We start from the raw sequence: 17606 nt of genomic DNA, 5'->3' as shown, positions 1-17606 counted from the left end.
ACCAGCATGAGAATCGCCAACGTGGAGGGCCGTGCCTTTCTGCTGACTGCCGACGACCGGGGGCTCGACGTTGCCGAGGCTTCCGAAGGCAAGTTCGGCCCCGATCTGACCTCGCTGTACGAGGACTGGGACGGCTTTCGTGCTTGGGCCGAGCAGACTCCTGAGGGAGTTGAAAAGAACTTCTCGCGGAGACAACTGGGATCGCCGTCACCGGCGCCGCGGCAGATCGTCGCCATCGGGCTCAACTACCGCGCGCATGCCGCGGAGTCGGGCTTCGATGCGCCGGACCGGCTGCCCCCGACCTTCACGAAGTTTGTCTCCAGCCTCACGGGCCCTGACGCTGAGGTCGTGATCCCACAGGGCGGAAACGTGGACTGGGAGGTCGAGCTGGTGGTGGTCGTCGGGCGTACGGCCACAGCCGTCGCCGAGGACGAAGCCTGGGAGAGCGTCGCAGGGGTGACGATCGGCCAGGACATCTCCGAGCGGGTGTCGCAACTGGCGGGTCCGGCCCCTCAGTTCAGCATGGGCAAGTCATTTCCGAAGTTCGCCCCGGTGGGACCGTGGCTCATCACGCCAGACGCTCTGGTGGACAAGGACGATCTCCCGCTTGGATGTGCTGTCGACGGCGAGACGATGCAGGACGGAAGCACACGCGACCTCATCTTTCCAGTCGCGCGTCTGGTGGCAGAGCTGTCCCGCACCATCACGCTTTATCCGGGGGACATCATTTTTACTGGCACCCCGGCGGGTGTCGGCGTCGGACGGGATCCGCAGCGGTTCCTGCAGCCCGGTGAGGAGCTTGTCAGCTGGATCGAGGGCGTCGGGGAGATGCGGCAGACGTTTGTCGCGGCGGATGACCTCGCGCGCAAAGGCTCCTGACATGGCGCTACACAGGTTGACCAGGGTGACGATGGGCGTGCCCAATGTGACGGAGACCATCGCGTACTACAGCGACTTCGGTCTCACGCACCTGGGCAGCGGCTCCTTGGCCACCGAGGACGGGGGCGAGCAGTTGCGCGTCGTCAATGCGCCGTCGCGACGGCTCGTGGAGCTGGGCGTCGGGGCCGACGACCAAGATGACCTCGCACGAGTCGCCGCCCGACTGGAGCGACTGGGGGTCCCGCGCAGCGTCGAGGGTCAGGCACTCACGGCGGTCGAACCGGTGTCTGGATTCACCGTGCGGATCGAGGTGGCGCCCCGGCTGGACCAGCAGACCGTCGCGCCCACTCCCTACAACGGTCCCGGCCGCATCGACCGCTTCGGGCGTGCTCCGGGGGTGGTGCGCGATACTCCGATCAAACCCAAGAAGTTGGGCCACTGCGTGGTGGGGACAACGAACCTCGAGGCAACGATGGGCTTCTTCACCGAAGGTCTCGGCTTCAAGGTGAGCGATCACATCGGCGGCAAGGGTGTTTTCATGCGCTGTTCGGTCGATCACCACAACGTGCTCGCCCTGGCAGCGCCGGTCAACTTCCTGCACCACACGTCGTGGCAGGTCAATGACATCGACGACATCGGTCGAGGCGCCAAGGCGATGCTCGAGGGCAATCCGGACCGTCATGTCTGGGGTCTCGGCCGACACCACGCTGGCTCCAACTTCTTCTGGTACCTCAAGGATCCGGCCGGCAACTTCAGCGAGTACTACTCCGACATGGACTGCATTCCCGAGGAGGAGCTGTGGGAACCGGAGGTCTTCCAGGGCGCTGAGGGCTTGTTCAACTGGGGTCCGCCGCCGCCTCCCTCCTTCCTGGAGCCAGACGACTTGGCGGCGCTGATGACCGGTCAGCACGCGCCGGTGCACTGAGCCAGCCGGAGGGTCAACGCCTGGAAGAAGGAGACAGGTGGGGCTCGTTGTTGCGACTGCGCAATCGTTCGCAGTGGTCTGAGGCGGAAAGCCTGCGAGGCGGTGCGCCCAGGTCAGACCAGGATCAGAAGTTGCCGCGCTTGGCCTGTTCGCGCTCGATCGCCTCGAACAGAGCCTGGAAGTTGCCCTTGCCGAAACCGAGCGATCCGTGTCGCTCGATCAGCTCGAAGAACACTGTCGGGCGGTCGCCGATCGGCTTGGTGAAGATCTGCAGGAGATAGCCGTCCTCGTCGCGGTCGACCAGGATCCCGCGCTGCTGAATCTCCTCGATCGGGACTCGCACCTTGCCGATGCGCTCCCGCAGCTCGGGGTCGGTGTAATAGGAGTCCGGGGTGTCGAGAAACTCGATGCCTGCCGCGCGCAGCCGGTCCACGGTGTCGAGGATGTCGTTGGTCGCGAGCGCGAGGTGCTGGGCGCCAGGGCCGCGGTAGAACTCGAGATACTCGTCGATCTGTGACTTGCGTTTGCCGACCGCGGGCTCGTTGAGGGGGAACTTGACCCGGTGGTTGCCGCTGGCGACGACCTTGCTCATCAGAGCGCTGTACTCGGTCGCGATGTCATCACCCACGAACTCGGCCATGTTGGTGAAGCCCATGATCCGGTTGTAGAAGTCGACCCACTCGTCCATGTGGCCGATCTCGACGTTGCCGACGACATGATCGAGGGCCTGGAAGATGCGCTTGGGCGCGTCGGCCGCGCGGACCAGCGTGGACGCGCGCTCGACATAGCCGGGGAGATAGGGCCCGGTGTAGGCACTGCGGTCGACGATGGTGTGACGGGTGTCGCCGTATGCCGCGATGGCGGCGATGCGGACCGTGCCGTGCTCGTCGGTGAGGTCGTGCGGCTCCTCGAGGATGGTCGCGCCCTCGGCGCGCGCGTGGTCGACGCACGTGTCGACGTCTGGCACCTCCAGAGCGATGTCGATGACACCGTCACCGTGCGCACGGTGATGGTCGAGGATCGGGCTCGCGGGGGCGACCCCGCCCGTCAGGCCGAAGCGGACGGCCCCCCAATCCAGGCCGGAGGAATGATGGTCGCGGTTGCCGGTCACGGGACCTGAGTAGGCGACCAGATCCATCCCGAACGCGGACATGTAGAAGTGCGCAGACTGCGTGGCGTTGCCGACCGCCCAGACCACGGCGTCCCATCCGGTGACTGGAAAGGGGTCGGTGGTCGTGTCGTACTCGACCAGACCGACCAGTTGCTTGAGCTGGGCGAGGTCGAGCTCGGCAAGGCGTTCGGCGTCAGTCAGGTCGATGGTCATGCGACCAGCCCACCCCATCGTGCTGCGATGGGCAAGCGGCACAGTCGGCGATGCACACATGTGCCATGAACGAGGCATAGACTGCAGATCTGGTAGACAATCTGCTCAGCCGGAGGCGATATGGATCAGCTCGATGCGGCACTCATCGATGCGTTGCGCGAGCACCCGAGGGTCGGGGACCTCGAGCTGTCCCGGCTCACCAAGGTCGCCCGCGCGACTGTGCAGTCGCGACTGGCGAAGCTCGAGCGGTCCGGCGTCATCACCGGATATGGTCCCGACATAGACCTGGTCGCCGCCGGCCACCCGGTTCTGTCGTTCGTCACCCTCGAGATCGCGCAGGGCTCGCTCGATGCCGTGACCGATGAGCTCGAATCACTCCCCAATGTCCTCGAGGCCTATGTCACGAGTGGGACAGCCGATGTGGTGTGCAAGATCGCGGCAACCTCGCACGAGGACCTCCAGGCCACGCTGCTGCACATCAGTCAGTCCGGTTCGGTCGTACGCTCGACCAGCGTCATCGTGCTGTCTGAGCTCGTCCGCCCGAGGGTCCAGCCGATGCTCCACAAAGGGGTCGTCGCGGGCACCGGCCGGGCGCCCAACTACCGCTGACCACGTCCCGCGCAGCGAGCGGTGACCTAGCGACCTTTCCGCCACTTTGATAGGTCGCCAACTCACCGCCGTACGGAGGTGGGAGCGGCCAACTCACCGCCGTATGGTGAGGCCGGTCAATCGGTCGAGCGCCTCGGCGATGACCTCGGGACGTTTGCAGAAAGCCCAGCGCACGAGCGGCCGGCCCGCCTCGACGTCGTCGTAGAACACCTGATGGGGGATCGCGACCACGCCGACCCGGTCCGGCAACATCCGGCAGAACTCCAGCCCGTCCTCGAAGCCGAACGGCCGGATGTCGGTCGTGGCGAAGTAGGTGCCCTCGGGAATGTGCACTTCGAAGCCGATGTCGGCAAGACCGCCGCAGAGCAGGTCGCGCTGGACCTGCAGCTGGGCGGTGAAGTCATCGAAGTAGGCGTCGTCAGCGCCCAGAGCCTGGGCGATTGCCGGCTGCAGGGGTGACCCGGAGGTGTAGGTGAGGAACTGCTTGGCACCGAGCATCGCCTGCACGAGCGGCTTGGGGCCGGCGGCCCACCCGATCTTCCACCCGGTGAAGGAAAAGCTCTTGCCGCCGCTGGAGATCGTCAAGGTCCGATCCGACATGCCGGGCAGGGTCGCGATCGGGATGTGGTGAAGGCCGTCGAAGGTGAGGTGCTCGTACACCTCGTCGCTGATCACGACGAGGTCGTGCTCGATGGCGATGTCGGCGATTGCGTCGAGCTCGTCGCGTCGCAGCACGGTTCCGGTGGGATTGTGCGGCGTGTTGAGCAGGATCGCCGTGGTCCGCGGCGACACGGCAGCTCGCAGCTCGTCGAGCGGCAGTCGGAAATCCGGTGCGCGCAGGGTCACTGGACGGCGTACGGCCCCCGCCATCTGCAGCACCGCGACGTAGGAGTCGTAGTAGGGCTCGAGCACGATGACCTCGTCGCCGGGATCGATGAGCCCGAGCAGGGCGGCCGCGATCGCTTCGGTCGCCCCGGTGGTCACCGCGATCTCGCTCTCGGGATCGTGGTTCAGGCCATAGAAGCGACGCTGGTGGTCGGCAATCGCCAGACGCAGCTCGGGCACGCCGGCGCCTGGAGCGTATTGGTTGCGGCCGTTTCGCAGCGCATGGACCGCCTGGTCGATGATCTCCGACGGGCCGTCGGTGTCGGGAAAGCCCTGACCGAGATTGACCGAGCCGGTCCGGCTGGCGAGGGCACTCATCTCGGCGAAGATCGTGGTGCCCAACCCTGCGATGCGTGCGCTGGAGGTCTTCATGTCTCCTCGACCCTAGCCGCGCCTACGATGGCGCGATGAATGCCGACCTCACCCGGACGCGAGTCGCAGTAGCCGCCGGCTTCTTCGTCCAGGGCCTCGTGTTCGCGGCGATCGTGACGCAGGCCCCGCGGATCAAGGACACGTTCGACATCGGCGACGGCGGGTTGACCGGCATCCTGGTGCTCGTCGCAGTGGTCTCGGGCGTTGGCAGCGTGTTGGCCGGCATGATCGCCGAGCGCCGGACGAGCGCCATGGCATTCAGGCTGGCTCTGCTCACGATCGGCCTGGGCGCGCTGCTGGTCGGCATCGCACCGACCCTTCCGCTCGTCGTGATCGCGTTCATCGTCTACGGCCTGGGGGTCGGCGCGGTCGATGCGGGCATGAACATGCAGGGCGTACGCGTGCAGCATGCCTACGGCCGAAGTGTCATGGCGAGCTTTCACGGGCTGTGGTCGGTGGGTGGAATCGTCGGCGCCCTGTTTGCGGCCGGCGCGGCCGAGGTCGAGCTGCCGTTGGCGGTCTCCCTCGTGGTGATCGCGATCTTCGCGTGGATCGTCGCCATCGCGGCGGCTCCGCACTTCATCGAGGTGCAGGAGCATGACGCGGGGTTGTCGGCGAGGGGACTGGACCTGCCCTTGCGACCGATTCTGGTGTTCGGCCTGGTGATCCTGCTGTTCTATGCCGCCGACACCGGGATCCTCACGTGGAGCAGCGTCTATCTCGAGGACGCGCTCGACTCCACCGCCAGCGTCGCCCCGCTGGCCTATGGGGCATACCAGGCCGGGGCGCTGATCTCTCGATTCGGTGGTGACATCGTGGTCCGCCGGGTCGGTGCGACGACAGTCGTTGCTGTCGGTACGGTCACCGGCATTGCGGGCTTGGCGGTGGTGGTCTCGGCAGCATCGTCGGTGATGGCGATCGTGGGCTTCTTCGTCGCTGGACTCGGCCTCGCGATCCTCGCTCCGTTGTCCTTCGCCGCCCTGGCCGGCGCCGTTCCGCCCACGGCCCTGGATGTGGCGATCGCCCGGATGAACATTGCCAACTACCTCGGCGCGATCCTCGGAGGAGGGCTCATCGGGGCGGCGGCGTCGGCCGACCACCTGCGCTGGGCGTTCGTCATCCCGCTGGTCCTGATCCCGTTGGTCCTGCTGTTCGCCAGGTCGTTCCGGACGGCGGATGCGGCGAGTCTCGACGTCGTGTGATGCGGCGGTGTCGTCAGGCAGTGTCACACGGCTGGGGACATAAGTCGCCCCACCGTTCTCGGGGGGTGAAACGGTGGGGCGACAACAGGCGCCAACAGCAAAATGTGCCCGTTGACCCTGCGGTCATAATATTACGGCAGTAGGACAAGCGCGAACACCGTTTCGACAATTTTCAAGTATTTCTTTGCCACTTTCGAGGAGCGGCCGAGGAGCGAAGTGACACAATCACCCCATGACTGTCACGACGACCCCGACGCGGCCGCGCAAGGGCGCCGGGCGCCGCCTTGCGACAGTCCTCGGCATCACCTTGATCCTCGCAGGACTCGGGGTCATGCTCTATTTCGCGTGGCAGTACTTCGGCACCAACATCGTCGCCAAGCAGCGACAGGCCGACATCAAGCAGAGCCTCGAGGTCGACTGGGGCAAGGGCATCGATGGCAACGCGATCGGGCTCCTGCGGGTCGAGCGCTTCGGCGACGACTACGAGGTGCCGATCGTCAAGGGGTTCGATGACAAGGCATTGGCGCGCGGGATCGGCTGGGACACCACGTCAGCCAAGCCTGGCCAGATCGGCAACTTCGCGATTGCTGGCCACCGCGTCACGCACGGCGAACCGTTCAGCAAGTTCCCCAAGCTCAAGCGGGGCGACCTCGTCGAGGTGGAGACCCGCCGCAACATCTACACCTACAAGCTTCGCAACTCCGGCACCTCGATCACGGTCGACTTCGCGGTCGGCTGGCCGTTGTGGCCTGTGCCGGACCCGAAGGCGCGCGCTCAGCGGCCGACCGAGGCTCTCATCACGATGTTGACCTGCTCCGAGCTGTTCCACACCCGCAACCGCAACGTCGTGATCGGCGAGCTCATCGAGACGATCGACAAGAGCAAGCCCCGCCCCGTCGACCAGGACTGATCGCCCTACCCTTGCTCCCATGCAGGACTACCAGCGCGAGTTCATCGAGTTCGCCCTCGAGCACGAGGTGCTCCGCTTCGGCGAGTTCACGCTGAAGTCCGGTCGCACGTCGCCCTACTTCTTCAATGCCGGGCTGTTCAACACCGGCGAGCGGCTGGCCGGCCTCGGCCGGTTCTACGCCGCCGCGATCGACCGGAGCGGCATCGAGTTCGATGTGCTGCTCGGCCCGGCATACAAGGGAATTCCGATTGCTTCGGCTGCCGCTGTGCAGCTGTCCGAGCGGTATGCCCGTGACGTGCCGTGGTGCTTCAACCGCAAGGAGCCCAAGGATCACGGTGAAGGCGGCCTGATCGTCGGATCGCCGCTCGCCGGGCGGGTTCTGGTCGTCGACGATGTCATCACCGCCGGTACCGCGATCCGTGAGGTCATGGAGATCATCGAGGGGGAGGGCGCCCGCTCCGCCGGGATCCTGGTCGCTGTCGACAGGCAGGAGCGTGGTCGCGGCGAGCTGTCGGCGATCCAAGAGGTCGAGCGTGATTTCGGCATCCCGGTTCTGTCGATCATCGACTTCGGTCAGATCGTCGAGTATGTCGAGCAGACCGGACACCATGCCGAGCACCTCGACGCGATCCGGGCCTACCGCGTCGAGTTCGGGATCGTGGCACCGCCGGCATGACCGAGCCTGAGGCCGGCGTCGGCGTCGGCCCATGGGAGGGCGTGGAGCCGGACGGGGATCACTACGATCCGGAGCTCCTGCGCGATGGCGACCGCCGCAACGTCGTCGATCGTTACCGCTACTGGAAGCTCGAGGCGATCGTCGCCGACCTTGACCTGCGCCGGCACCCCCTGCATGTGGCGATCGAGAACTGGCAGCACGACTTCAACATCGGATCCATCGTGCGCACCGCCAACGCATTTGCCGTCGCCGAGGTGCACATCATCGGCAAGAAGCGCTGGAACCGTCGGGGCGCCATGGTCACGGACCGCTACCAGCACGTGCGCCACCACGTCTCGGTGGCTGACTTCGCGGCCTGGGCCGGCGATTCGAAGCTCGCCGTGATCGGTATCGACAACGTCGAGGACTCGGTGCCGATCGAGTCCGCGGAGCTGCCGCACGACTGTGTGCTGGTCTTCGGGCAGGAGGGGCCGGGGCTCTCGGCCGAGGCGCGCGACGCCTGTGGACGTACGCTCTCGATCGCCCAGTTCGGCTCGACGCGTTCGATCAACGCTGGCGCGGCGGCCGCGATCGCCATGCATACCTGGATCCGTCAGCACGCGGACCTCGGACCGGAGGTCTCGTGACAGTCGTGATCGACGTCGTCGACGTGAGGTCGCCATCCGCGCGGACCGCGATCGGGGCATACCTGCGGGAGCTGGACGAGACATTTGCAGCGGGCTTCGATGTGGCTGAAGCGGCCGCCGACGAGGAGGCGCTGGGCGGTCGGACGGGCCGCTTCGTGGTCGCCAGCAGCGATGGGGTGGCGGTCGGCTGCGGTGGCCTGCAGGCGTTGGCAGATGGCGCCGCGGAGATCAAGCGCATGTGGGTGCACCCGCAGTGGCGGGGCAAGGGACTCGCTGGCAGGCTCCTGCGCCGGCTCGAGTCGGAGGCGCTCGCGATGGGGCACGACGTCGTCCGGCTCGACACCAACCGGGCGCTGACCGCCGCGATCGCGATGTATCGCGCGGCCGGCTATGTCGAGGTCCAGCCCTACAACGACAACCCCTATGCCGACCACTGGTTCGAGAAATCACTCGTCTGACGGGCGTCGGTAAGGTCGAGGCATGGGCTTTCGAGTGGTGGTCATCGGTGGGGATGCGGCCGGTATGTCCGTGGCCTCCGGCGTGCGCAAGCGCCTGGGCGAAGACGATGAGGTGATCGTGCTCGAACGCGGCACCCGGACGTCCTACTCCGCCTGCGGCATCCCCTATTGGGTCGCAGGCGACGTCGCATCGGCGGACGATCTGGTGGCCCGGACGCCCGACGAGCACCGCGCCAACGGCATCGACCTTCGGCTCGAGTCAGAGGCGACCGCCATCGACCCGCAGGCACGCACCGTGTCGGTCGGTGGAGGCGATGATGTCGCCTACGACCGGCTGGTGATCGCGACGGGAGCCGAACCCGTGCGCCCCGACCTGCCGGGCATCGATGCCGCCGGCATCCACGGCGTACAGTCGCTCGACGACGGACAGGCCCTGATCGACGGGCTCGCCGCCGGTCCGCGCAATGTCGTGGTCGTCGGCAGCGGCTACATCGGCCTCGAGATCGCCGAGGCCTGCGTCGTGCGTGGCTTCGACACGACGGTCGTCGAGCAGGCGCCGAACCCGCTACCGATCGTCGAGGCTGAGCTGGGCGAGCAGATCGCCGACGCGATGCGCGGCCGCGGCATCCACCTGAGGCCGAGCACCGCGGTCACCGGCTTCGCGGTCGCCGATGGGCAGGTCCGCGCGGTCGAGACCGACGACGGCACTTATCCGGCTGACCTGGTGATCCTTGGTCTCGGGGTCACGGCCCGCTCCACGATCGCCGGCGAGGCAGGACTGCCGCTCGGCGCCAAGGGCGGAATCGTCGTCGACGACCACCAACGAGTGGAGGGGTTCGACGACATCTGGGCGGCCGGCGACTGCGTCGTGACAACGGACCGGGTGACCCGCGAGCTGGTGCACCTCCCGCTCGGGACCCACGCCAACAAACAGGGGATGGTCGCCGCCGACAGCATCGCCTCCGACCTGCTGGGAGAAGCGCCCACCCTGACGTTCCCGGGTGTCGTGCAGACGGCGATCACCAAGTTCTGTTCGCTGGAGATTTCGCGCACGGGGCTGGGCGAGCAGCAGGCCCGTGATGCGGGATTCGACCCCGTCGTCGTGTCGATCGAGACGACCAACTTCGCCGGCTACATGCCCGACCCCGGCACCATGACGGTCGTGATGATCGCCGATCGGTCGTCGAGGCGACTGCTCGGCGCGCAGATCGTCGGCGCCGAGGACGCGGCCCTGCGCATCGACGTGGCGGGCACCGCGCTCGCGGCCGGCCTCACGATCGACGAGGTCGTGATGCTCGACCTCGCATACGCGCCCCCATTCTCCTCGGTCTGGAGCCCGATCCAGGTGGCTGCGCGGGCCGCGGTCAAGGCATTGGCCTGAGGTGACTCGCCGGTAGACGCTCGGACTGGGATACTGGTGCGCAACCCCCAGCCAGCCCCCAGGAGATCCGCATGCCCATCGCCACACCCGAGGTCTACGCCGAGATGCTCGACAAGGCCAAGCGCGAGTCGTTCGCCTATCCGGCCATCAACGTCTCGTCGTCCCAGTCGCTCAACGCGGCGCTGGCCGGGTTCGCCGAGGCCGAGAGCGACGGGATCATCCAGGTGTCGACCGGCGGGGCGGAATACCTCTCCGGGCCGACGGTCAAGAACATGGTGGCGGGCTCGATGGCCTTCGCGGCCTTCGCCGCCGAGGTCGCCAAGAACTACCCGGTCAACGTGGCGCTGCACACCGACCACTGCCCCAAGGACAAGCTCGACGGCTTCGTCCGACCCCTCGTGGCGCTGTCAGCCGAGCGGGTCAAGGCCGGCGGACTCCCCTATTTCCAGTCGCACATGTGGGATGGCTCGGCCGTGCCGCTCGAGGAGAACCTGCAGATCGCCGAGGAGCTGCTGGCCGCCTGCGCCGCCGCCAACATCATCCTCGAGGTCGAGATCGGTGTCGTCGGCGGCGAGGAGGATGGCGTCGAGGGCGGCATGGGGGAGCACCTCTACACGACCCCCGATGACGCGCTCGCGACGGCGGCAGCCCTCGGCCTCGGTGAGCAGGGGCGCTACATGACAGCGCTTACGTTCGGCAACGTCCATGGCGTCTACAAGCCCGGCAACGTCAGCCTCCGACCGGAGATCCTGAAGGCCGCCCAGGAGGCCGTCTCCGAGAAGTACGGCAAGGAGTCGCCGTTCGATCTGGTGTTCCACGGCGGCTCGGGCTCGCTGCCCGAAGAGATCTCGGCGGCTGTCGACTATGGCGTGGTCAAGATGAATGTCGACACAGACACGCAGTATGCGTTCACGCGTCCGGTCGCAGCGCACATGTTCGCCAACTTCGACGGCGTCCTCAAGGTCGACGGCGAGGTCGGCAACAAGAAGGTCTATGACCCCCGTGCCTGGGGCAAGGCCGCCGAGGCCGGCATGGCGACGCGTGTCGCCGAGGCCTGCGCCAACCTTCGCAGCGCCGGAACCAAGCTCTAGACGGCGGAGTCGGCGGCTGGGAGCAGCACGCCGGTGGCGAGTTGTGCGCAGTCGCCGGACTCCTCGCGCAGGATCGCGCGTTGCGTCGGGCGCGCGGCCTTGTAGCGCGCGCGGCCCTCGGTGGTGATCTCTGTCCACTGGGCGCGACGGTCGTCCGAGCAGGTGTTGCGGCACACGAGCCTGTCATTCTCCAGGCGGCTGATGAGCCGCGACAGCGCGCTCTGGCTCAGGTGCACGCGGTCGCCGAGATCGGCAGTCCGCACCTTGCCGCCGGCCTTGGCACCGTGGAGCAGCTGCAGGACCTCGAACTCGCTGGAGGTGAGTCCGTGCTTGGCGCCGAGCTCACGATCGAGCCGGCAGGCCAGCCGGTTGTAGCGCCCCATCAGCTCATGCCACGAAGCGGCAAGCTTGTCATCGGACACGTTCGACACGTGTGAACACTATCACTGCTCATGCATAGTATGTTCATGCATTAGTTGCTTGCGCATTAGATGCAGATGCATAAGACTGATGACATGACCTCAGTCCTGACAGACCTCAAGCCTGACCCCACCGATCTGCACGTCACCGAAGGCAGTGGGTGGTCCGGGAGGACCTGGCTCCTGCTCGTCGTCCTGGGCGGTGCCCTGTTCCTCGACGGCCTCGACATCTCGATGGTCGGCGTCGCCCTGCCATCGATCGGTGAGGACCTCGGCATGTCACCGGCCGGTCTGCAGTGGATCGTGTCGGGATATGTCCTCGGCTACGGCGGCTTCCTGCTCCTGGGTGGCCGCGCCGCCGACCTGCTCGGCCGCCGGTCGGTGTTCCTCATCGCAGTCGGTGCGTTCGGCGTCGCCTCGGTGGTGAGCGCCTTCCTCAGCAATGACCTGGCTCTGATCGGCCTTCGATTCTTCAAGGGCGTCGCGGCCGCGTTCACCGTGCCGGCCGGTCTGTCGATCATCACGACGACCTTCGCCGAAGGTCCGGCCCGCAACCGCGCCTTCAGTGTCTACACCGTCTGCGGTGCCAGTGGATTCTCGATGGGGCTGGTCTTCGGCGGCATCCTCACCGAGCTCGGTTGGCGCATGACCTTCCTGCTCCCCGGCCCGGCGGCCCTGCTTCTGCTGTTCGTGGGCCTCAAGGTCGTACCCCGGGCAGCGCGTCAGACCTCTTCGCTCAAGCACTTCGACCTCCTCGGAGCATTCACCAGCACGGCCTCCCTGCTGGTCCTGGTCTATGCCGTCGTTGAGGCGCCCACCCGCGGCTGGGACAACCCGGCGACATGGGCCTTGCTTGTGACGAGCGCCCTCCTGGCAGTGGTGTTCGTCGTGGTTGAGCTTCGTCACGAGCACCCGCTCGTACGTCTGGGGATCCTGCGATCGGCCAGCGTCGTGCATGCCAACCTCGCCGGCGCGGTGATGTTCGGCGGCTACGTCGCGTTCCAGTTCGTCGTCACGCTCTACCTGCAGAATGCACTCGGCTGGTCGCCGATGGCGATGGCTCTCGGGTTCCTGCCTGCCGGCATCCTGGTCGTCGCCAGCGCGGTCAAGATGGGCTCCGTCCTCGAGCGATTCGACACTCGTCTGGTGATTGCCGCCGGACTCGCGTCGTTCGCGACCGGCTATGCGCTGTTCCTGCGAGTGACGCCCGACATGGGATACGCCAACTTCCTGCTGCCGACGATGCTCCTGCTCGGACTTGGCTTCGCCCTGTGCTTCCCGGCGATCAACGCGCAGGCGACCTCCGGGGTCGCCGACCACGAGCAGGGGTTGGCATCTGGGCTGGTCAACACCAGTGTCCAGATCGGAGGCGCGGTGATGCTCGCGGTGATCTCCGCAGTCATCGGAGCAGGCTCGGGAGTCACCGAGAAGGACACGTTGCTGCCCGGCATGACCACCGCGATCCAGATCATCGTGGCGCTGACGGTGGTTGGTCTGCTGGGCACCCTTGCGGTGATCGGCCTGCGCCGCCCGTCCGGTGTCGAGAGCACGCCGTAGGGTGCGGGCATGACCAATTTGTTCGGTGAACCGCCCGCTACCCTGCTGCCCGAAGATCCCGGTGCGGCCTCGCTCGCCGAGGGTGACGACCCCAAGAACGTGGCCGCTTCCCACCCGGAATCGGCGCTGGCCTGGATCGTGCTGGCGGAGCTGGCGCTCGCAGACGGACTCGATCTCGAGGCGTATGCCTTCGCGCGCACCGGCTATCACCGCTCGCTCGACCTGCTTCGGCGCAACGGCTGGAAGGGTCACGGTCCGCTGCCATGGAATCACGAGCCCAACCGCCCGTTCCTCCGTGCGCTCGTCGCCCTCGCGGATGCGTCGGAGCGATTCGGTGACGAAGGTGAGGCGCACCGCTGCCGTGAGTTCCTGCACGAGTCGAGCCCCGAGGCATATGCAGAGCTGGTCGCGCCTCAGGGCTGACCTACGCCGGGCCTCGGGTCAGGGGACGTACATCGTGAGTGCGGCCGCCTTGATACGCCAGCCATGCTCGGTCGACGGCGAAGTGATCTCGCCGTCACTCGTGCACGGCAGGGCCTCGCCCCGCACGGTGACGCGGGTGCCGCGCACATAGACGACGTCGTCGCGGCGGTGATGGTCTCCTCGACGGACGTTCCAGGCATAGGCGATGCGGCGCCGGGGCGACTCGGTGTAGGAGACCGACACGTCGAGCAGCCCGTCGGACGGTTCGGCCCGCGGCAGCAGCGGTGCCCCGCCGCCGACATAGCGGCCATTGCCGATCGCGACCTGGATGACCGGCTCCGTGCGCGGGAGGGTCTCGTCATCGACGGTGATCTCCAGGTGCGCGCCCGGGCGGGTGAGTCCCCGCAGGCCGGTGAGGACTGCGCCGATGACATATCCCGCCGGACCGAGCTTCTTCCAGGGGCGGGCCGCCCGGGCGGCTTCCGCACCGATGCCGATGTGCGCCGCATTGACCACGACCCGGTCCTCGTCGTCGATGATCAGGTCGATCTCCTGGGTGCGGCCGGCGATGATCACCTGGGCCGCCTTGACACAGTCTTCGGGCAGGGCGAGGGTCGCGGCGAAGTCGTTGCCCGTGCCGAGCGGCACGAGTCCGATCACGACATCGTCAAGTCGTCCGTCGGTCCGCAGCGCAGCAACGACCGCGTGCAGGCTGCCGTCTCCACCGAGCACGACCACGGAGTGCAGCTCCGGCCGCGCGGCCAGAGCTTCTGACAGGTCCTCGGGCGTCGAGGTCGTGACCAGCTCCACGTCGAAGTCGTCTCGCAGGGCCGTCACGACGCTGTCGACGGCTTCTTCGTCGGCGGTGCCGGCGTCGGCATTGGCGATTGCGAGGAGAGTCTTCATGAGACCGCCAGCCTAGGGTGTTGCAGCGTCACCGACATCTGGACCGCTCGTCACGCGCGGCTCGCCCAGGCGTACGGCGACGACTCCGAGAAGGATCAGCACTCCTCCAGCGAGCTGGATCGCGGCAGGCGCCTCGTCGAGCAGGAGCCAGGCGAACACCACACTTGCCACCGCCTCGGTCAGTCCCACGAATGCCGCCAACCGTGAACCGAGTCGGCGGCTGGCAGCGATCCCCAGGACGTACGCGAGGCCCGCCGTCACCACACCAAGAGAGGTCACCGGGATCCACCACGGCACGGGCGACCCGGCGAGGACGACATCGGCGCGTGAGGTCGCGATCGGGACGATCCCTATCAGTCCAGCCACCAGGAGCACGATCCCGCCGACCAGGAGCCCACCGGCAGCGAGCACGATGCCCGGCAGGCCGTTGTCCTCATCCGCGGAGATGATCCAGTAGAACGCTGCACCGGCCATCGCGCCCAGCGCCCAGAGGACGCCGACCGTGTCGAGGTCAGCCCCGGACACCAGGTTCAGCACGAGCATGAGCCCGATGATGGCGAGCACCGCACCTGCGACGGTGAGCCGGCTGGGTCGTTGGCCGTGCCGGAACCACAGCCAGCCGATCACTGCGACTGGTGACGTGAACTCGATCAGGATCGCGACGCCGACCTCCATGTGGTCGACGGCGTTGAAGTAGGCCAGCTGGCAGCCGGCGATCGCGATGAGTCCGTATGCCACGAGCAACCCGAGGTTGCGGCGCACGAGGAACCAACGCCCCCGCAGAGCAACGAGCGCTGGCCCGATCAGGACGGCCGCAGCGATCAGGACGCGTGCCGTCACGGCTGCACCGGCCGTCCACCCTGAGTCGATCAATCCTTTGGCCAGCGGCCCGGAGAGTGCGAATGACGCCGCAGAAAGGAGGGCGAGCACCAGCCCAGGGGCTGTGCGAGAGGGTGGGGCGATCCGCTTGTCATGGGTCAACGTGGACATGACACATGACAGTACGTGTCCGCGATGTAAGGTGTCAATGTGCTCTTTGCTCATGACACGGGACTCGCATTGCAGTCGGCTGTCGCCCTGGTCAACTCCGCGGAGGAGCCCGACACCATGACGACGACCGAACAGCTCGGCGAGTTCTTCGTCGAGCACGGATACACCGGGAGACTGGTCGGTGATCGCGCCGAGCTGGACGAGGTCCGTTCGCTGCGCGGGATGCTCCGTGAGCTCCTCACGAGCCCGCGTGACGAGACGGTGGAGATCATCAACCGGGTGCTTCGCGACGGCGAGGCTCGCCCGCAGCTGGTGCGCCATGGCGAGGTCGACTGGCACATCCACGCGGCCGACGACGACGGGCCGCTGGCCACCCGCATAGCGGTCGAGAGTGCGATGGCGATGATCGACGTGATCCGGGCCGACGAGCTGTCGCGGCTGGGCGTGTGCGCCGACCCGGACTGTGACGACGTCGTGCTCGATCTGTCCCGCAACCGGTCCCGCCGGTTCTGCAGCGTGACCTGCGGCAACCGGGCGGCGGTCGCGGCCTACCGCGCACGTCGGGCGGATTGACCCACACGACCGTGCGCCATTTCGGCTAGACTGTCGCAGTAAGAGCCCCGCGCGAACGGGGCTTGTCGCATGTGTGAGGGGTGCATCCCATGCCCGCAGTCGTGATCGTCGGCGCCCAGTGGGGCGATGAAGGCAAAGGCAAGGCCACGGACATCCTTGGCAGCCGGGTCGACTATGTCGTGAAGTTCAACGGCGGCAACAACGCCGGTCACACCGTCGTCATCGGTGACCAGAAATATGCCCTCCACCTCCTGCCCAGCGGCATCCTCAGCCCCGGCTGCGTGCCGGTCATCGGCAACGGCGTCGTGGTCGACCTCAAGGTCCTGTTCGAGGAGATCGACGGCCTCGAGGAGCGTGGCATCGACACCTCCAAGCTCGTGATCAGCGCCAACGCTCACGTCATCGCCGACTACAACCGGACGATGGACAAGGTTGCCGAGCGCTTCCTCGGCAGCCGCAAGATCGGCACGACGGGGCGGGGAATCGGCCCGACGTACGCCGACAAGATGAACCGGCTCGGCATCCGCATCCAGGACCTGTTCGACGAGAAGATCCTGCGCCAGAAGGTCGAGGGCGCCCTCGAGCTCAAGAACCAGATCCTGACCAAGATCTACAACCGCCGTGCGGTCGAGGTCGACGAGATCGTCGAGGAGCTGCTGTCCTACGTCGATCGGCTCCGCCCGATGATGGCCGACACACCGCTCCTGCTGCACGAGGCGCTCGCCGCCGACAAGACGGTGTTGCTGGAGGCAGGACAGGCGACTCTGCTGGACGTCGACCATGGCACCTACCCGTTCGTGACCTCGTCGTCCGCGACGACCGGCGGCGCCTGCACCGGGTCGGGCATAGCGCCGACCGAGATCACCCGGGTCATCGGCATCGTCAAGGCATACGCGACGCGCGTCGGTGAGGGGCCTTTCCCGACCGAGCTGTTCGACGACGACGGCGAGCGGCTCCGCAAGAACGGCGCCGAGTTCGGCACGACGACCGGCCGTCCCCGCCGCTGTGGCTGGTATGACGCGCCGATCGCGCGCTACGCCGCTCGAATCAACGGCGTCACCGACTTCGTCCTCACCAAGCTCGACGTGCTGACCGGGTGGGACCGTATCCCGGTGTGCGTCGCCTATGACGTCGACGGCGAGCGGGTCGAAGAGATGCCGATGACGCAGACCGGGTTCCACCACGCCAAGCCGATCTATGAGCACTTCGACGGGTGGCACGACGACATCTCCGGCGCGCGCGAGTTCGAGGATCTCCCGCAGTCGGCGCAGGACTATGTGCTGGCCCTCGAGAAGATCTCGGGCGCACGGATCTCCACGATCGGCGTCGGACCTGACCGCGAGCAGACCATCGTCCGGCACGACCTGCTCTGATCGGCGAGGTGCCGATAGGCTCGACTT

Annotated in this window: 19 protein-coding genes; 14 read left to right on the top strand and 5 right to left on the bottom strand. The window is 66.9% G+C overall.

Features of this window, described 5'->3' with window-relative positions:
* Nucleotides 1-6: 6 nt before the first annotated feature.
* Complete coding sequence (locus WKF39_RS11905; RefSeq protein ID WP_340388645.1) at nt 7-879, top strand: fumarylacetoacetate hydrolase family protein; 873 nt, start codon at nt 7-9, stop codon at nt 877-879.
* Nucleotide 880: 1 nt separating this feature from the next.
* A complete protein-coding gene (locus tag WKF39_RS11900; RefSeq protein WP_340388644.1) occupies nt 881-1804 on the top strand; it encodes a VOC family protein in 924 nt (307 codons plus the stop codon).
* 124 nt (nt 1805-1928) lie between these two features.
* Here the strand turns inward: WKF39_RS11900 and hppD are convergent, their stop codons facing one another.
* Nucleotides 1929-3128 carry a 4-hydroxyphenylpyruvate dioxygenase gene (gene hppD, locus WKF39_RS11895; protein ID WP_340388642.1) on the bottom strand — a complete coding sequence of 400 codons (1200 nt, stop codon included), beginning with the start codon at nt 3126-3128 and terminating at the stop codon, nt 1929-1931.
* Nucleotides 3129-3248: 120 nt separating this feature from the next.
* Between hppD and WKF39_RS11890 the strand changes: the two genes are divergently transcribed.
* Nucleotides 3249-3737: an Lrp/AsnC family transcriptional regulator gene (locus WKF39_RS11890; RefSeq protein ID WP_340388640.1), complete on the top strand. Its 489-nt coding sequence runs from the start codon at nt 3249-3251 to the stop codon at nt 3735-3737.
* A 93-nt stretch (nt 3738-3830) separates the two neighbouring features.
* Here the strand turns inward: WKF39_RS11890 and WKF39_RS11885 are convergent, their stop codons facing one another.
* Nucleotides 3831-4994, bottom strand: a complete 1164-nt coding sequence (locus WKF39_RS11885; protein ID WP_340388638.1) for a pyridoxal phosphate-dependent aminotransferase — start codon at nt 4992-4994, stop codon at nt 3831-3833.
* Nucleotides 4995-5029: 35 nt separating this feature from the next.
* On the opposite strand from WKF39_RS11885, the gene WKF39_RS11880 reads away from it, so the two are divergent.
* From WKF39_RS11880 to fbaA, 7 genes are all read left to right on the top strand, one after another.
* On the top strand, nt 5030-6196 hold the full coding sequence (locus WKF39_RS11880; protein WP_340388636.1) for an MFS transporter: 1167 nt from the start codon (nt 5030-5032) through the stop codon (nt 6194-6196).
* Between the two features lie 232 nt (nt 6197-6428).
* Entirely contained in the window at nt 6429-7106 is a 678-nt protein-coding gene (locus WKF39_RS11875; protein WP_340388634.1) for a sortase, read from the top strand.
* Nucleotides 7107-7125: 19 nt separating this feature from the next.
* Nucleotides 7126-7782 carry an orotate phosphoribosyltransferase gene (pyrE, locus tag WKF39_RS11870; protein WP_340388632.1) on the top strand — a complete coding sequence of 219 codons (657 nt, stop codon included), beginning with the start codon at nt 7126-7128 and terminating at the stop codon, nt 7780-7782.
* Complete coding sequence (locus WKF39_RS11865) at nt 7779-8408, top strand: TrmH family RNA methyltransferase (RefSeq protein ID WP_340388630.1); 630 nt, start codon at nt 7779-7781, stop codon at nt 8406-8408. The genes pyrE and WKF39_RS11865 overlap by 4 nt, the downstream gene beginning before the upstream one ends.
* Nucleotides 8405-8866 carry a GNAT family N-acetyltransferase gene (locus WKF39_RS11860; protein WP_340388628.1) on the top strand — a complete coding sequence of 154 codons (462 nt, stop codon included), beginning with the start codon at nt 8405-8407 and terminating at the stop codon, nt 8864-8866. Before WKF39_RS11865 ends, WKF39_RS11860 begins: the two co-directional genes overlap by 4 nt.
* Nucleotides 8867-8888: 22 nt before the next feature.
* The gene (locus tag WKF39_RS11855; RefSeq protein WP_340388626.1) at nt 8889-10247 is read left to right on the top strand and encodes an FAD-dependent oxidoreductase; all 1359 of its coding nucleotides are present in this window, start codon (nt 8889-8891) and stop codon (nt 10245-10247) included.
* Between the two features lie 71 nt (nt 10248-10318).
* On the top strand, nt 10319-11338 hold the full coding sequence (gene fbaA / locus WKF39_RS11850) for a class II fructose-bisphosphate aldolase (protein ID WP_340388624.1): 1020 nt from the start codon (nt 10319-10321) through the stop codon (nt 11336-11338).
* Here fbaA and WKF39_RS11845 read toward each other — a convergent pair.
* Entirely contained in the window at nt 11335-11769 is a 435-nt protein-coding gene (locus WKF39_RS11845; RefSeq protein ID WP_340388622.1) for a MarR family transcriptional regulator, read from the bottom strand. The genes fbaA and WKF39_RS11845 overlap by 4 nt on opposite strands.
* Before the next feature lie 84 nt (nt 11770-11853).
* On the opposite strand from WKF39_RS11845, the gene WKF39_RS11840 reads away from it, so the two are divergent.
* Both WKF39_RS11840 and WKF39_RS11835 read left to right on the top strand, forming a co-directional pair.
* On the top strand, nt 11854-13314 hold the full coding sequence (locus WKF39_RS11840) for an MFS transporter (RefSeq protein WP_340388620.1): 1461 nt from the start codon (nt 11854-11856) through the stop codon (nt 13312-13314).
* 9 nt (nt 13315-13323) lie between these two features.
* Nucleotides 13324-13737, top strand: a complete 414-nt coding sequence (locus WKF39_RS11835; RefSeq protein ID WP_340388617.1) for a DUF3151 domain-containing protein — start codon at nt 13324-13326, stop codon at nt 13735-13737.
* Nucleotides 13738-13755: 18 nt separating this feature from the next.
* Here the strand turns inward: WKF39_RS11835 and WKF39_RS11830 are convergent, their stop codons facing one another.
* Together WKF39_RS11830 and WKF39_RS11825 are read right to left on the bottom strand one after the other, a co-directional pair.
* Complete coding sequence (locus tag WKF39_RS11830; protein WP_340388616.1) at nt 13756-14643, bottom strand: YegS/Rv2252/BmrU family lipid kinase; 888 nt, start codon at nt 14641-14643, stop codon at nt 13756-13758.
* Nucleotides 14644-14655: 12 nt separating this feature from the next.
* Nucleotides 14656-15633, bottom strand: a complete 978-nt coding sequence (locus WKF39_RS11825) for a DMT family transporter (protein WP_340388614.1) — start codon at nt 15631-15633, stop codon at nt 14656-14658.
* 39 nt (nt 15634-15672) lie between these two features.
* Between WKF39_RS11825 and WKF39_RS11820 the strand changes: the two genes are divergently transcribed.
* Both WKF39_RS11820 and WKF39_RS11815 read left to right on the top strand, forming a co-directional pair.
* Nucleotides 15673-16206, top strand: coding sequence for a CGNR zinc finger domain-containing protein (locus WKF39_RS11820; RefSeq protein WP_340388612.1), 534 nt, complete (start codon nt 15673-15675; stop codon nt 16204-16206).
* A gap of 89 nt (nt 16207-16295) precedes the next feature.
* A complete protein-coding gene (locus WKF39_RS11815; RefSeq protein ID WP_340388610.1) occupies nt 16296-17579 on the top strand; it encodes an adenylosuccinate synthase in 1284 nt (427 codons plus the stop codon).
* Nucleotides 17580-17606 lie beyond the last annotated feature (27 nt).

The organism is Aeromicrobium sp., assembly GCF_037719875.1.
Taxonomy (GTDB): domain Bacteria; phylum Actinomycetota; class Actinomycetes; order Propionibacteriales; family Nocardioidaceae; genus Aeromicrobium.
This window is presented reverse-complemented; position numbering and strand designations above follow the sequence as displayed.